Source organism: Cupriavidus malaysiensis (genome assembly GCF_001854325.1).
Taxonomy (GTDB): domain Bacteria; phylum Pseudomonadota; class Gammaproteobacteria; order Burkholderiales; family Burkholderiaceae; genus Cupriavidus; species Cupriavidus malaysiensis.
The window spans coordinates 2,269,297-2,284,155 of the sequence record NZ_CP017754.1; the positions used below are offsets into that span (position 1 = coordinate 2,269,297).

The window sequence follows — 14,859 nt, forward strand, 5'->3', positions numbered from 1 at the left end:
GGGATACAGTTATATGAAAACCACTTCCCCATTGATCAAATCCCTGGGCGCGCTGGCACTGGCCGCCGCTGCCGTCGCCGCAGCACCCGCCTTCGCCCAGGAGGCGCGCATCGCCGCCGTGAACTCCGAGCGCATCCTGCGTGATTCGCAGCCTGCCAAGCAGGCGCAGGTCAAGCTGGAGCAGGAGTTCTCCAAGCGTGACCGCGAGTTGCAGGACATGGCCCAGAAGATCAAGACCATGGCCGACAAGCTCGACAAGGACACGGCCGTGCTGGCCGATACCGACCGTCAGCGCCGTCAGCGCGAGGTGGCCGATCTCGACCGTGAGTTCCAGCGCAAGCAGCGCGAGTTCCGCGAGGACCTGAACCAGCGCCGCAACGAAGAGCTGGCCCAGGTGCTGGAGCGCGCCAACCGCGTGATCCGCCAGCTGGCCGAGCAGCGCAAGTACGACCTGATCGTGCAGGAAGCGGTCTACGTCAACCCGCGCATCGACATCACCGACGACGTGATGAAGGCCCTGAACGCAGGCGGTGCCGCCACGGCCCCGGCCGGTAAGTAAGGCGCTCGCGCCTGCTGTTTTTCCCTCCTGGAAGTACTGCCATGAAGACGCCCACACTGGGTCAGCTCGCCACCGAAAACGGCGCGCAGGTTGTGGGTGATCCCGACCTCGCCGTGCGCGGCCTCGCGCCGCTCGACCAGGCGGGGCCGGACCAGCTCTCCTTCCTTTCCAATCCGCTTTACCTCGCGCAGGCGGCCTCCAGCACCGCCGCGGCGGTGATCGTGTCGCCGGCCGACCTGGAGCGCCTGCGCGCCGAGGGCCACGCCGAGGGCCGCCACTGGATCGTGGCGCGCAACCCTTACGTCGTGTTCGCCCGCATCGCGCAGCGCTTCGACCGCGAGGCCAATGCCGACCTGCGTACCGGTATCGACGCGCGCGCCAGCGTGGCAGCGGATGCGGTGGTGCCGGCGTCCTGTTTCATCGGCCCGAATGTGGTGATCGAGAGCGGGGCCAGGCTGGGCGAGCGCGTGCGCATCCTGGCCAACAGCTTCGTCGGTGCCGGTGCGCAGGTGGGCGACGACACGCTGGTCTACGCCAATGTATCGATCTACCACCGCTGCGTGGTGGGTGCCCGCTGCATCCTGCACAGCGGCGTGGTGATCGGTGCGGACGGCTTCGGTTTCGCGCCGGACATCGGCCCCGCTGGCGTGGAGTACGTCAAGATCCCGCAGACGGGCAGGGCGGTGCTGGGCAATGACGTCGAGGTCGGCGCCAATACCGCCATCGATCGCGGTGCCATGGCGGACACCGTGATCGAGGACGGCTGCAAGCTGGACAACCAGGTGCAGATCGCGCACAACGTGCGTGTCGGCGCCCATACCGTGATCGCGGGCTGCGCCGCCATTGCCGGCAGCACGCACGTGGGCCGCTTCTGCGTGATCGGCGGCTCGGCCAATTTCGCCGGACACCTGAATATCGCCGATCGCACCACGGTATCGGGCGGCACCTCCATCACCAAATCCATTACGAAACCCGGCGGGCACTACACCAGCGTCTTCCCCTTCCTGCCGCACGGCGAATGGGAAAAGAACGCCGCCATCGTGCGCGGGCTCTCCAAGCTGCGTGAGCGCGTCATGCAGATCGAGAAGCGCTTGCGCGGCGAGGGCGCCGGAAACCGCAACACCCAAGAAATCGAAGGGAAATCATCATGACCGCAGCCGACATCGACATCCGCAAGATCCTCAAGCTGCTGCCGCATCGCTATCCCATCCTGCTGGTGGACCGGGTACTCGAGTTCGAGCCGGGCAAGCGCATCAAGACGCTGAAGAACGTCACCATCAACGAGCCCTACTTCATGGGGCATTTCCCCGAGCAGCCGGTGATGCCCGGCGTGCTCATCCTCGAGGCGCTGGCGCAGTCGGCCGGCCTGCTGACGTTCGGCGCGGAACTCGAACGCAAGGAAGGCGCGCTGTACTACTTCGTCGGCATCGACGGCGCTCGCTTCAAGCAGGTCGTCTATCCGGGCGACCAGCTCCACCTGAACGTGACCGTCGAGCGCTACATCCGCGGTATCTGGAAGTTCAAGGCTTTTGCCACCGTCGACGAGAAGGTCGCGTGCGAGGCCGAACTGATGTGTACCGTCAAGCAGGCCGAGGCCTGATGGGCAGGGGTGCCGCCGCGCTCTGTAGCGCCGGCGGACCCTGCATGAATGCGCTTTATCAGACCATAGGACAGGACGCATGACGCAAATCCACCCCACCGCACTGGTCGATCCGAAGGCCGAACTGGCGGACGACGTGAGCGTCGGGCCGTTCTCCATCGTCGGCCCCAACGTACGCGTCGGGCGCGGCACCCGCATCGGAGCCCATACCACCGTCGACGGTCACACCACCGTGGGCGCCGACAACCGTATCGGGCCGTATGCTTCCGTCGGCGGCGCGCCGCAGGACATGAAGTACCGCGACGAGCCGACGCGCCTGGAGATCGGCGACCGCAACACCATCCGCGAGTTCACCACCATCCATACGGGGACCGTGCAGGACCAGGGCCTGACCAGCATCGGCAACGACAACTGGATCATGGCCTACGTGCACATCGCGCACGACTGCCGCGTCGGCAACCATACGGTGTTCTCCAGCAATGCGCAGATCGCCGGCCACGTGCAGGTTGGCGACTGGGCCATCATCGGCGGCATGAGCGGCGTGCACCAGTTCGTGCGCATCGGCGAGCATGCCATGCTGGGCGGAGCCTCGGCGCTGGTGCAGGACGTGCCGCCCTACGTGATCGCGGCCAGCGACAAGAACGGCAACAAGGCGGCGCCGCACGGCGTCAACGTTGAAGGACTGCGCCGGCGCGGCTTCGATGCCGCGCAGATCGCGGCGCTGCGCCAGGCCTACAAGCTGCTCTACAAGTCGGACCTGAGTTTCGACCAGGCTCGCGTGGAGATTGCCGATCTCGCCGCCCAGACCGATGCCGGCACGTCGCAGCCGCTGCACACCTTCCTTGCCTTCATCGCCGCCACGCAGCGCGGCATCGTGCGCTGAGGCGGCCGGGGTGACGGCCGTCGGCGCAAGGCAGGACGCCGGGCAGATGCCCGGCAAGCGGGGCACCATTGGCATGGTGGCGGGCGAGGCGTCGGGCGATCTGCTCGCCGCCCAGTTGCTGGCCGGGCTGAAGTCCCGGCTCGGGGACACGGTCGACTACGCGGGCATCGGCGGCAAGCGTATGATGGCGGAGGGTTTCCGCTCCGACTGGCCGATGGAAACCCTCTCGGTCAACGGCTACGTGGAAGTACTGGGCTCGCTGCGCGAGATCCTGGCGACGCGCCGCGCGGTGCGCGACAAGATGCTCGCCCAGCCGCCGCTGTGCTTCATCGGCGTCGATGCGCCCGATTTCAATTTCGGCCTGGAAGTGCCGCTGCGGCGCGCAGGCATCCCGGTCGTCCATTTCGTCAGCCCGTCGATCTGGGCCTGGCGCGGGGGGCGGATCCGCACCATCGCACGGGCGGTCGACCATATCCTGTGCCTCTTTCCCTTCGAGCCCGAGATCTATGCGCGCGCCGGCATTCCCGCCACCTACGTGGGGCATCCGCTCGCCGATGTGATCCCGATGGTGCCCGATGTCGCGGGCGCGCGCGCCCGGCTCGGCCTGCCTGAAGGACGCCGCGTGGTTGCCGTACTGCCGGGCAGCCGGCGCTCCGAGGTGCGTAACCTGGGCGCCACCTTCTTCGCGGCGATGGCGCGGATGCAGGCGATGGAGCCGGACCTGGTCTTCGTGCTGCCGGCGGCGAGCGCGCCGCTGCGCGCCATCGTCGAGGAACTGCATCGGCAGTATCCGGACCTGGCCCTGACCGTCGTCGACGGGCAGTCGCACCTGGCGATGGAAGCGGCCGACGTGGTGCTGCTCGCCAGCGGTACCGCCACGCTGGAGGCAGCGCTGTACAAGAAGCCTATGGTGATTTCCTACAAGGTGCCCTGGCTGACCGCGCAGATCATGAAGCGCCAGGGCTATCTGCCCTACGTCGGCCTGCCCAATATCTTATCCGGTCGCTTCGTCGTGCCGGAACTGCTGCAGGACGATGCCACGCCCGAGGCGCTGGCGCGCGAGACGCTGCTGCAGCTGAACGACGAGAGCAACACCGCCTTCCTGCGTGAGCATTTCACCCAGATGCACCATTCGCTGCAGCGCAACACCGCCGGACTCGCCAGCGAGGTCGTGGTCCGGCTGATGCACGAGCGGGGGCAGCTCTGATGGTGACCCGCAAGACCAGGGCTGCGGCGGCGCCACAGCTGGAGCTGGGCTGGCAGGCCCCTGCGGGCCTGCTGTGCGGTGTCGATGAGGCGGGCCGCGGTCCGCTGGCCGGTCCGGTCTACGCCGCCGCGGTGGTGCTCGACGCGGCCCGGCCGATCGAAGGGCTGGCCGACTCCAAGGTGCTGACGGCGCGTCGGCGCGAGGCCTTGTTCGATCTCATCCGCGAGCGTGCGCTGGGCTGGCATATCGCGCAGGCCAGCGTCGAGGAGATCGACCGGCTCAACATCCTGCACGCCACCATGCTGGCCATGCAGCGCGCGGTGCAGGGCCTGGCGGCCGGCGGCGTCACGCCGGACCTGGTCCAGGTCGACGGCAACCGCTGCCCGCAGGTGCCGTTCCCGGTGGAGGCCGTGGTCAAGGGCGATGCCAAGGTCCAGGCCATTTCGGCGGCCTCCATCCTGGCCAAGGTGGCGCGCGACCGCGAACTGCTGGCCCTGCACGCGGAATTCCCGCAGTATGGGTTCGACGTCCACGCCGGTTACCCGACGCCGCAGCACCTGGCGGCCCTGGCGCGCCATGGCGCGACCGCGCACCACCGCCGTTCCTTCGCACCCGTGCGCAAGGCGCTCGAAGCCGGCGCCGGCGCCGCCTGATGGATGGCCGGGCGGGCCGAGCGCCTGCCGTGCCCGGCCCGCCGAACTCCGGAGATTCCGCCGTGAAGCATCTCACCTCGCGCGACAACGCGCTCTTCAAGCACCTCAAGGCGCTGACCACCTCCACCCACCAGTTGCGCAAGGCCGGGCAGGCGCTGCTCGACGGCGTCCATCTGGCGCAGGCCTATCTGGACGCGCAGGGCACGCCGCTCCAGTGCGTGGTGTCCGAGCGCCACTTCGACCATGCCGAGGTCGTGCCTTTGCTGCGCCGCGTGCCGGATGATCGGGTGGTGGTGCTGGCGGACGCGCTGTTCGCGCAGATCGCCACCGTGGCCAACGGGATCGACCTGATGCTGGTGATCGATACGCCGCAGGGCAAATTGCCTGCGCGCGTGGACACCGACTGCATCATCCTCGATGGTGTGCAGGATGCCGGCAATGTGGGCTCGATCCTGCGCAGCGCGGCGGCGGCGGGCATTCCCCATGCCTTTCTCGCCACCGGCTGCGCCCTGGCATGGTCGGCCAAGACCCTGCGGGCTGCCATGGGGGCCAATTTCCACCTGAATATCGTCGAACACTGCACGCCGGAACTGCTGCTGCCGCGGCTGGCCGTGCCGCTGCTGGCGACCTCCTCGCATGCCGACGCCGAGCTTTACGACGTGGATCTGCGCGGGCCGGTGGCCTGGGTGGTGGGCAACGAAGGGGCGGGGGTGGGGCCGGCATGGATGGCGGCCGTGACGCGCAAGGTGGGGATTCCGCAACCGGGCGGGCTGGAGTCGCTCAATGTCGGGGCGGCGACGGCGGTGTGCCTGTTCGAGGCAGTCAGGCAGCGGCGCGGGTGAGGCGCGCCGCCGGGCCAGTGCGGATGCCGGGTCCGGCGGCGCCACTCAATAGCAGTTCAATAGCAGTTCAACGGCCTTTCAATAACCGTTGTCCCGCTCCACCTTGATTTCCTGCAGGATGGTGGTGGCGATCTCCTCGATCGATTTGTGCGTCGAGGACAGCCATTTGATGCCTTCGCGACGCATCATCGATTCGGCTTCATTGACCTCATAGCGGCAGTTCTCCAGCGCGGCATACTTGCTGCCCGGACGCCGCTCGTTGCGGATCTCGGTCAGGCGCTGCGGATCGATGGAGAGACCGAAGATCTTGCCCTTGAACGGATAGAGCGCCGACGGCATGCGGCCGCGCTCGAAGTCGTCGGGGATCAGTGGATAGTTGGCTGCCTTCAGGCCGTACTGCATGGCGAGGTAGAGGCTGGTCGGAGTCTTGCCGCTGCGCGACACGCCGACCAGGATCACGTCGGCCTCGGCCAGGTTCTTGTGCGACTGGCCGTCATCGTGTGCCAGCGAGAAGTTGATGGCCTCGATGCGGTTCTTGTAGGCCTCGGTGTCGGCATTCTGGTGGAAGCGGCCGATCGCATGGGTCGACTTGATGCCGAGTTCCTTCTCCAGCGGCTCGATGAAGGTCTGGAACATGTCCAGGATCATGGCCTTGGCGCGGCGCAGTGCCTTGTTCGACTCGGGATTGACCAGCGTGGTGAAGACGATCGGCGGGGCGCCCTCGGCATAGAAGGCCTCGTTGATCTTGCCGACGGCGATATGCGCCTTGTCGGGCGTGTCGACAAAGGGCATGCGCACCTTGCGGAAGCGCATCTCGAACTGGGCCAGGATCGAGTGGCTGAAAGTCTCCGCGGTAATCCCGGTGCCATCGGATACGATGAAGACGGTGCGGACGGCGGGACGCCCGTTGGTAGGCTCGGCGGGCGAGGTCGCTTGCGGCACTTCAGGCTCGGTCATATCTGAACAATATTTTGAGTACGGCTTCCGCGAAAGTGCGGTGCGGCACGGTAGAATAGCGGCGATCTTTTCGCTAAGCAATTCCACAATCCCAGTCGTTGCAATGGTTACGCGGTGGATTGTGCGCAATGTGCGCTGCAGCAAGGGCTGCGGTGGGGTGGCTTAGCCAAGCGATCTGTTCGGGAGCAGAACACTAAGAATATGCCGAACGCGCAACAGGTTTCTTACTTTGTTTTGAGGCTTTTATGACCAACCAGGCTAAAGACGGCGCCTACGTGCTGCCGTTCGAACAGTTGCGCATGGCTGACGTGGAAATCGTCGGCGGCAAGAATTCGTCGCTGGGCGAGATGATCTCCCAGCTGGCGGAAGCCGGCGTGCGCGTGCCCGGTGGCTTTGCCACCACGGCGCTGGCCTTCCGCGATTTCCTCGCCCACAACAACCTGACCGAGCGCATCTCCGAGCGTCTCAAGACGCTGGACGTCGACGACGTCAAGGCGCTCGCCGAGGCCGGCGCGCAGATCCGCGAATGGGTCGCCTCGGCCCCGTTCCAGCCCCGCCTCGAGCAGGAGATCCGCGAGCACTACGCCCGCGTGTCGGCACGCGAAGGTGCTGAAGCCTCCTTCGCCGTGCGTTCGTCGGCCACCGCCGAGGACCTGCCCGACGCTTCGTTCGCCGGCCAGCAGGAGTCCTACCTGAACGTCAGCGGTATCGACGACGTGCTCGACAAGATCAAGCACGTGTTCGCCTCGCTGTACAACGACCGCGCCATCTCCTACCGCGTGCACAAGGGCTTCGCCCACGACGTGGTGGCGCTGTCGGCCGGTGTGCAGCGCATGGTGCGCTCGGACCTGGCCTCCTCGGGTGTGATGTTCACCATCGACACGGAATCGGGCTTCCAGGACGTGGTCTTCATCACCTCCAGCTACGGCCTGGGCGAGACGGTGGTGCAGGGCGCCGTGAACCCGGACGAGTTCTACGTGTTCAAGCCCACGCTGCGCGAGGGCAAGTACCCGATCATCCGCCGCTCGATCGGCTCCAAGCTGATCAAGATGGAGTTCACCGCGCCCGGCGAAGCCGGCCGCGTGAAGACCGTGGACGTGCCCATCGAGCTGCGCAACCGCTACTCGATCACCGACGCCGACGTCGCCGAGCTGGCCCAGTACGCGCTGATCATCGAGAAGCACTACGGCCGCCCGATGGACATCGAGTGGGGCAAGGACGGCAAGGACGGCAAGATCTACATCCTGCAGGCCCGCCCCGAGACGGTGAAGAGCCAGGCCGCCGGCAAGGTGGAGCAGCGCTTCAAGCTCAAGGGTACCGCCCCGGTGCTGACCAGCGGCCGCGCCATCGGCCAGAAGATCGGTACCGGTCCGGTGCGTGTCATCAACGACCCGTCCGAGATGGAACGCGTGCAGCCCGGCGACGTGCTGGTGGCCGACATGACCGACCCGAACTGGGAGCCGGTGATGAAGCGTGCCGCCGCCATCGTGACCAACCGCGGCGGCCGTACCTGCCACGCGGCCATCATCGCGCGCGAGCTGGGCGTGCCGGCCGTGGTCGGTTGCGGTGACGCCACCGACTTGCTGAAGGACGGCACGCTGGTGACCGTGTCCTGCGCCGAAGGCGACGAAGGCCGCATCTACGACGGCCTGCTCGAGACCGAAGTGACCGAGGTCCAGCGCGGCGAGATGCCGGCGATCGACGTCAAGATCATGATGAACGTCGGCAACCCGCAGCTGGCCTTCGACTTCAGCCAGATCCCGAACAACGGCGTGGGCCTGGCCCGCCTCGAGTTCATCATCAACAACAACATCGGCGTGCACCCGAAGGCCATCCTCGACTACCCGCAGGTCGACGCCGATCTGAAGAAGGCAGTGGAAAGCGTGGCCCGGGGCCACGCCAGCCCGCGCGCCTTCTACGTCGACAAGCTGGCCGAAGGCATCGCCACCATCGGCGCGGCCTTCTATCCGAAGCCCGTGATCGTGCGCCTGTCGGACTTCAAGTCCAACGAGTACAAGAAGCTGATCGGTGGCTCGCGCTACGAGCCGGACGAGGAAAACCCGATGCTGGGTTTCCGTGGCGCCTCGCGCTACATCGCCGAAGATTTCGCCGAAGCGTTCGAGATGGAATGCAAGGCCATGAAGCGCGTGCGCGACGAAATGGGCCTGACCAACGTCGAGATCATGGTGCCCTTCGTGCGTACGCTGGGCCAGGCCGAGAAGGTCATCGAGCTGCTGGCCAAGCATGGCCTGAAGCGCGGCGAGAACGGCCTGCGCATCATCATGATGTGCGAAGTGCCGTCGAACGCCATCCTGGCCGAGGAATTCCTGCAGTTCTTCGACGGCTTCTCGATCGGTTCGAACGACCTGACCCAGCTCACCCTGGGCCTGGACCGCGACTCCGGCATGGAGCTGCTGGCCAAGGACTTCGACGAGCGTGATCCGGCCGTGCGCTTCATGCTGTCGCGCGCCATCTCGACCGCGCTGCGCCTGGACAAGTACGTCGGCATCTGCGGCCAGGGTCCTTCCGACCACCCCGACTTCGCTGCCTGGCTGGCCAAGGAAGGCATCAAGTCGATCTCGCTGAACCCGGACTCGGTGGTCGATACCTGGCAACAGCTGGCATCCTGAGGCATTTCGCGTCACAATAGAATCGTTGGACAGTTGCCGGCGCCTCGCGCGCCGGCACGCACCGGCCCTGCGTCAGGTGTGATATGGCCCCCGCAGGCGCCCACGGCGCGGCGGGGGTTTTTTCTTGCGCGAAGAGGGGACGCGATGACGAGCGAGTACGCGTGGTTCGTGGCTGCCGGCCTGCTGGTGATCGCCGAGCTGGCCAGCGGGACCTTCTACCTGCTGATGGTCGCGATCGGCCTGCTGGTGGGCGGGCTCGGCGGACTGGCCGGCCTCGAGCCCGGCGCACAGGCGGTGCTCAGTGCGGTGGTGGCGGTCGCCGGCATCGCCGTGCTGCGGCGCACCCGTTTCGGGCGGCCCAAGCGGCGCACCCCGGGCAGCGATCCCAATGCCAACCTCGACATCGGCCAGGAACTCGACGTGGCCGCCTGGGACCGCTATGGCCTGTCGCGCGCGCCCTACCGGGGCGCGGACTGGTCGGTCCGCCTGGCGCCCGGCCACGCGGCCGTGCCGGGACGCTTCCGCATCATCGAGGTGGACGGCACCACGCTGGTGGTGGTGCCGGCTGCTGCATCAGGCGGATCCGCAGGTGCAGCGGCCTAGCCGCAGCCACAGGGCCAGAACGGGCCGGGCGCCCCCGGCCCGAATCCGTCTCATCCGTGTTTCCCACGTTGCTGCGATGCGGTATCGCAGCCCCTCACTACGTACGGAGTGAATTCATGCTCGATTTCCAGCTCGGCCTGCTGCCCCTGATCATCCTCATCATCGCCGTCGTGCTGATCGCGCAGGCGATCAAGATCGTGCCGCAGCAGCATGCCTGGGTGCTGGAACGGCTCGGGCGCTACCACGCTACGCTGACGCCGGGCCTGTCCATCGTGGTACCGTTCATCGACCGCGTGGCCTACAAGCATGTGCTGAAGGAAATCCCGCTGGACGTGCCCAGCCAGGTCTGCATCACCAAGGACAACACCCAGCTGCAGGTCGACGGGGTGCTGTACTTCCAGGTCACCGATCCGATGAAGGCCTCCTACGGCTCCAGCAACTTCGTGGTCGCCATCACCCAGCTGTCGCAGACCACGCTGCGCTCGGTGATCGGCAAGCTGGAGCTGGACAAGACCTTCGAGGAACGCGAGTTCATCAACCACAGCGTGGTCAACGCGCTCGACGAGGCGGCCTCCAACTGGGGCGTCAAGGTGCTGCGCTACGAGATCAAGGACCTGACGCCGCCCAAGGAGATCCTGCATGCCATGCAGGCGCAGATCACCGCCGAGCGCGAGAAGCGCGCCCTGATCGCGGCCTCGGAAGGCAAGCGGCAGGAACAGATCAACCTGGCCGCCGGCGCGCGCGAGGCCGCCATCCAGAAGTCCGAAGGCGAGCGGCAGGCAGCCATCAACAAGGCGCAGGGCGAGGCCGCGGCCATCCTGGCGGTGGCCGAAGCCAACGCCCAGGCGATCGAGAAGATCGGCCGCGCGATCCGCACCGAAGGCGGCATGGAGGCGGTCAACCTGAAGGTGGCGGAGGAGTACGTAGGCGCCTTCGGCAACCTGGCCAAGCAGGGCAATACCCTGATCGTGCCGGGCAACCTGGGCGAGATGAGCGGGATGATCGCCTCGGCGCTGCAGATCGTGAAGGGGCAGCAGAAGGGTGGTGCGGTAGCGAATCCGTGAAACCTGCCTTGGCGCCAGTCCAGTAAGGGGTACACATTGCTGGTGACTCACTGACTCTGCAACTGCGGTATATCTTCCCTCGAGATATGTACACCGCGGTGGTAAGAAATGAAATGCGCCTGGCAGCGAGCGGGTCAGCGCAGGACGGGGCGCGTGCGGGAGACGAAAAACAGCGCGAATGCGGCGGCGCTCATAGTCCAGTAGTCGGTGGGGGCAAACGCAATCCAGTGGATGTGCCAGGGCACATAGGCCGGTGCGAACTTCGCAAGGCCGTAAGCGGGGTTCAGCGCGAACCAGAGAAAATCCTCCGTCAACCAGAAGAGCATGATGCAGGCGATGATGCGTGCCTCGTCGCGCCAGCACCATTGGCCATTGAAGACCGAAGGCAGGTGGAAGAACAGCGCCACGAACGGGAACACCCACGCGTGGTAGCCGGTCATCGGGCGGCCGCCCCAGAAGAGGTCCAGCAGCCAGTGCTTTTCGATGCGCCACGTGGGGAGATCGGCGGCCCAGCCAGCGCTGCCCTCGATCTGGATCTCGACATTGGCGAAGAAGAAGCCGAGCAGCAGCACCCAGGCCACTAGCACCAGGGTCCGGCGCTGCGGAATGAAGGCTGCTGCGCTCATGCGGTGCGGGCTCATGGCCCGATATCCAGCACGCGGTTCAGCACGAACTGCGCGGCGTGCGGCCGGCCAAGGGGCGCGATCCTGTGGTGCATCGCCGTAAGGCGATCCGGCTCTTTCAGCAGTGCGCGAATGCGGTACTCGAGCGCGGCGTCGTCGATGGCCTTGAGCGCGACGCCGTGTTCCAGCAGGAAATCGGCATTGCGCTCTTCCTGGCCGGGGATAGGTGAATTGATGATCATCGGCAACTGCATTGCCAGGCATTCGGAGGTGGTCAGGCCACCAGGCTTGGTGATGACCAGATCGGCGCATGCCATCAGACGTTCCACCTGATGGGTGAAACCTTGTGGGAAGAGCCTGCCCGGATAGCGCTGCGCAACGCGCTGGAGGGCTGTCAGCATCGCCTGGTTCTTGCCCGCCAGTGCGATGAGCTGAAAGTCGCCGTCCATTGCCAACAGCCGCTCGGCCAACACATCCAGATCGCCCAGCCCCGCGCCACCGGACATCATCAGGAAGGTCTTGCACCGTGGATCGATACCGAACTCTGCGGCACAGACGGCGCGGTCGAGCGGTTCGCTGAACGCCGGCATGATGGGGATTCCGCTGACGTGAACGGCGGCCTCTGCCAGGCCGCTTTCGCGCATGCGCCAGGCGACCTCTTCATTGCCGGCAAAATAGCCCCGCATGTTCGGCACGATCCACATGCTGTGCAGATCGAAATCGGTCACCTGCACCCAGACCGGCACAGCCAGGCGCCCCTTGCGCAACTCGCGGGAAAGCAGCTCCGCGGGCAGGAAGTGCGTGCAGATGATGGCATCCGGGCGCTGGCGCTTGATCTCGGCCAGCAACGGGCGACAGCTCAGCCGCTCCACGGCACGGCGGATCTTCTGGGAGAGGGCGCCGGGCGCCGCCGCATCGGTCTTCTGGTACAGGTAGCCCCATAGCGCCGGCTGGTTGCTGACGAGTTTGATGTAGAGGTCGGTGTAGAGCTTGCGAAAGCCTGCCGACACAAAGTCCATCACGTCGAGATGTGTAGCTTCGATGCCGGCAGGGTGCGTATCAGCGCATGCGCGAATGGCTTCGGCCGCGCGCATGTGGCCAGCGCCGGCGCTGACGCTTAAGAGCAGGATCTTCTTCATTGGGGAGGCGTTGTTCCATAAATACCAGAGCGGCGCCGCAGGCTGACGGTTGCGCGCACCACACTGTGCTGCAGACGTTATCCGCTCATACCGTCGCCGGCGACAACCATGTACTGACCGGTGCAACGTTCGAAAGAGACATTCGGAAAGTAGATTGCCCCATATTGATTGATATCGGAATTTTTTCGGCCAAAATCGCACGCCACAAAGCGGACGTTCTCGCTGGTTTTCCCTGCCATCAGGTACGCCTTGTTGAGAGTGTCACTGCGCAGGAATAGCTCATCCTCGAAGTCAGAGGCTTGGAAGTTGGATCCCGGGAACTGGCATCGCTCGAAGACGCAATTCCTAAGCAGCTTCAGCCGTGTCATTCCGTAGAAGATGCAATTGTAGAAATGCACGTTCTCCCAGGTGGCTTCATAGAACGCTTCGAGCGTGATGAAGTCCGCCCCGCTGATCTTGAGCGGCTGATCGCCCAGCGTCCTTCTACGAAGCTCGGGGTCGGTGAGCATGGCAAATTCATGCGGCATCCGGTCGATGTTCTTGGCGGTCATGCGTTTGCATCCAGAGAGAGTCAGCCCAGCGGCGGCGAGCGATCGAAGAAATTGGCGGCGCAAGATCATTTGCTATCCACTCCAATGATCTTCTTTCTCAACGGATATCGCTTGGTATGTTTGTGTGTGTCATGAAGCCAATCCCAATCCGGCACCTCCCCCTGTTCCCCCAGCCGCCGGGCAATCAGCCCATGCTGATAGTCAACGGGAAACACCCAGGAACTCGCCACATCGAACATGCCCTTGAGCTTCTCCGCGCCCTTGGGCCAGGTCGGCTCCTTCAGTAAAGCCTCGCGCTGTATGGCAGGTAGACCCCGCTCGCTTGCCCTCACAGCCTGACGTTGCTCCCCTCGGTCACGATTTCCTGGGTTGTATATCGAACCAGCCCGCTGATCTGCTCAATGCGTGCCTTGGTGAAATCGATCTTGCGCACGATGCCTGTCCCGTTGAGTGTCAGCGAGCCGATCGTGCTTTCGGAGAAGTCCGCGGTCTGTGCGTCGACCTTCTCAATTGCCACGTTGTGGGCATTGATTGATCGCAGTTTGATTTCTGGCACTTGGCACTCGCGGAGGACAATCTGCGAGACAATGGATGCTTCTCGGGGCAACCTTTCTCGTACCCCCGCACCGCTGAGTGCAATGGCGGTCTTATCCGACCGGCATCTCACGCGCTCCAGCACGATAGCGTTTGCACACATGCGCCCGGCATCCATGACGGTACGGGACCAGTCGTGAAGCCCATCTCCGGTAAGAACCACGTCGGACATCGTGAAGCTTCCCGCATCGATCCCATTGGCGGCGATCCCGTTGGCGGTGACGTTCTCGAATCGAACGGCACCGGTCGCTTGAAGCTGGGCCATGTCGAGCAGCGCAAAGGCGCTGTTGCGGACGGTGAGGGAGGATACGCGCCGGCCTAGCCGCAGCCTCCCATCGCTTTTGACATTGTTGAGCAGCATCCTGCCCGGGTACGTGGTGCCGGTCTTGTGGTCATAGTCTCCGCCGCTCAAATCAATGCTACCGAATCGACAGTCCTTGTATGAGACCGCATCTCTACCAAATACACTCGTGAACTTGCCGGTGCAGTTTTCGAATGAAATATCACCCGCCCACGTTCCCACCGCACCCCAGTGATTGGGATCCTCATTGGTTCCGCCGAAATCGCATTCGACGAAGCGGACTGTCTTGCTCTCGTCTCCCCCCATAAGGTTGACCTCGCCGAGCGTATCGCACCGCACGAACAGCACGTTATCCCAGCCGTAGCCCTGGAAGTTCGATCCCGGGAACTGGCATCGCTCGAAGACACAATTCTTGAGCAGGCTCAGCCGGGTCATCCCGTAGAAGATGCAGTCGTAGAAGTGCACGTTTTCCCAGGTGGCTTCATAGAACGCTTCGAGCGTGACGAAGTCTGCCCCGCTGATCTTGAGCGCTTGGTTGCCCAGCGTCCTTCTACGAAGCCCGGGGTCGGTGAGCATGGCAAATTCATGCGGCATCCGGTCGATGTTCTTGGCGGTCATGCGTTTGCATCCAGTGAGAGTCAGTCCTGCGGCGG

15 protein-coding genes are annotated in these 14,859 nt (G+C 65.0%); 10 read left to right on the plus strand and 5 right to left on the minus strand.

The features are described 5' to 3' along the window. Positions 1 to 13: 13 nt before the first annotated feature. The 7 genes from BKK80_RS10075 (at position 14) to BKK80_RS10105 (ending at position 5,744) form a co-directional block, all read left to right on the plus strand. On the plus strand, positions 14 to 559 hold the full coding sequence (locus BKK80_RS10075) for an OmpH/Skp family outer membrane protein (protein ID WP_071012456.1): 546 nt from the start codon (positions 14 to 16) through the stop codon (positions 557 to 559). Positions 560 to 600: 41 nt separating this feature from the next. Then, on the plus strand, positions 601 to 1,710 hold the full coding sequence (lpxD, locus tag BKK80_RS10080) for a UDP-3-O-(3-hydroxymyristoyl)glucosamine N-acyltransferase (protein WP_071012457.1): 1,110 nt from the start codon (positions 601 to 603) through the stop codon (positions 1,708 to 1,710). Further along, positions 1,707 to 2,159: a 3-hydroxyacyl-ACP dehydratase FabZ gene (fabZ, locus tag BKK80_RS10085; protein ID WP_071012459.1), complete on the plus strand. Its 453-nt coding sequence runs from the start codon at positions 1,707 to 1,709 to the stop codon at positions 2,157 to 2,159. The genes lpxD and fabZ overlap by 4 nt, the downstream gene beginning before the upstream one ends. A 79-nt stretch (positions 2,160 to 2,238) precedes the next feature. After that, positions 2,239 to 3,042, plus strand: a complete 804-nt coding sequence (gene lpxA, locus BKK80_RS10090; protein ID WP_071012461.1) for an acyl-ACP--UDP-N-acetylglucosamine O-acyltransferase — start codon at positions 2,239 to 2,241, stop codon at positions 3,040 to 3,042. Between the two features lie 46 nt (positions 3,043 to 3,088). Next, on the plus strand, positions 3,089 to 4,249 hold the full coding sequence (gene lpxB, locus BKK80_RS10095; RefSeq protein WP_071016289.1) for a lipid-A-disaccharide synthase: 1,161 nt from the start codon (positions 3,089 to 3,091) through the stop codon (positions 4,247 to 4,249). After that, on the plus strand, positions 4,246 to 4,902 hold the full coding sequence (gene rnhB / locus BKK80_RS10100) for a ribonuclease HII (protein ID WP_418235895.1): 657 nt from the start codon (positions 4,246 to 4,248) through the stop codon (positions 4,900 to 4,902). Before lpxB ends, rnhB begins: the two co-directional genes overlap by 4 nt. Before the next feature lie 62 nt (positions 4,903 to 4,964). Continuing rightward, positions 4,965 to 5,744 (plus strand): TrmH family RNA methyltransferase, encoded by a 780-nt coding sequence (locus BKK80_RS10105; protein WP_071012465.1) that lies wholly within the window; start codon positions 4,965 to 4,967, stop codon positions 5,742 to 5,744. 78 nt (positions 5,745 to 5,822) lie between these two features. Here the strand turns inward: BKK80_RS10105 and ppsR are convergent, their stop codons facing one another. Beyond that, entirely contained in the window at positions 5,823 to 6,701 is an 879-nt protein-coding gene (gene ppsR, locus BKK80_RS10110; RefSeq protein ID WP_071012468.1) for a posphoenolpyruvate synthetase regulatory kinase/phosphorylase PpsR, read from the minus strand. A 245-nt stretch (positions 6,702 to 6,946) separates the two neighbouring features. Here ppsR and ppsA point away from each other — a divergent pair, with 245 nt between their 5' ends. From ppsA to BKK80_RS10125, 3 genes are all read left to right on the plus strand, one after another. Further along, positions 6,947 to 9,331 (plus strand): phosphoenolpyruvate synthase, encoded by a 2,385-nt coding sequence (gene ppsA, locus BKK80_RS10115; RefSeq protein ID WP_071012469.1) that lies wholly within the window; start codon positions 6,947 to 6,949, stop codon positions 9,329 to 9,331. A gap of 144 nt (positions 9,332 to 9,475) precedes the next feature. Beyond that, positions 9,476 to 9,934 (plus strand): NfeD family protein, encoded by a 459-nt coding sequence (locus tag BKK80_RS10120; protein WP_071012471.1) that lies wholly within the window; start codon positions 9,476 to 9,478, stop codon positions 9,932 to 9,934. Between the two features lie 116 nt (positions 9,935 to 10,050). Further along, the gene (locus tag BKK80_RS10125) at positions 10,051 to 10,998 is read left to right on the plus strand and encodes an SPFH domain-containing protein (RefSeq protein ID WP_071037076.1); all 948 of its coding nucleotides are present in this window, start codon (positions 10,051 to 10,053) and stop codon (positions 10,996 to 10,998) included. Between the two features lie 134 nt (positions 10,999 to 11,132). Here the strand turns inward: BKK80_RS10125 and BKK80_RS10130 are convergent, their stop codons facing one another. From BKK80_RS10130 to BKK80_RS10150, 4 genes are all read right to left on the minus strand, one after another. Beyond that, positions 11,133 to 11,639, minus strand: coding sequence for a hypothetical protein (locus BKK80_RS10130; protein ID WP_418235856.1), 507 nt, complete (start codon positions 11,637 to 11,639; stop codon positions 11,133 to 11,135). Continuing rightward, the gene (locus BKK80_RS10135) at positions 11,636 to 12,760 is read right to left on the minus strand and encodes an MGDG synthase family glycosyltransferase (protein WP_071037075.1); all 1,125 of its coding nucleotides are present in this window, start codon (positions 12,758 to 12,760) and stop codon (positions 11,636 to 11,638) included. The genes BKK80_RS10130 and BKK80_RS10135 overlap by 4 nt, the downstream gene beginning before the upstream one ends. Positions 12,761 to 12,837: 77 nt before the next feature. Next, a complete protein-coding gene (locus BKK80_RS10140; protein WP_071069254.1) occupies positions 12,838 to 13,311 on the minus strand; it encodes a pentapeptide repeat-containing protein in 474 nt (157 codons plus the stop codon). A gap of 328 nt (positions 13,312 to 13,639) precedes the next feature. Continuing rightward, on the minus strand, positions 13,640 to 14,824 hold the full coding sequence (locus BKK80_RS10150; RefSeq protein WP_071069256.1) for a hypothetical protein: 1,185 nt from the start codon (positions 14,822 to 14,824) through the stop codon (positions 13,640 to 13,642). Positions 14,825 to 14,859 lie beyond the last annotated feature (35 nt).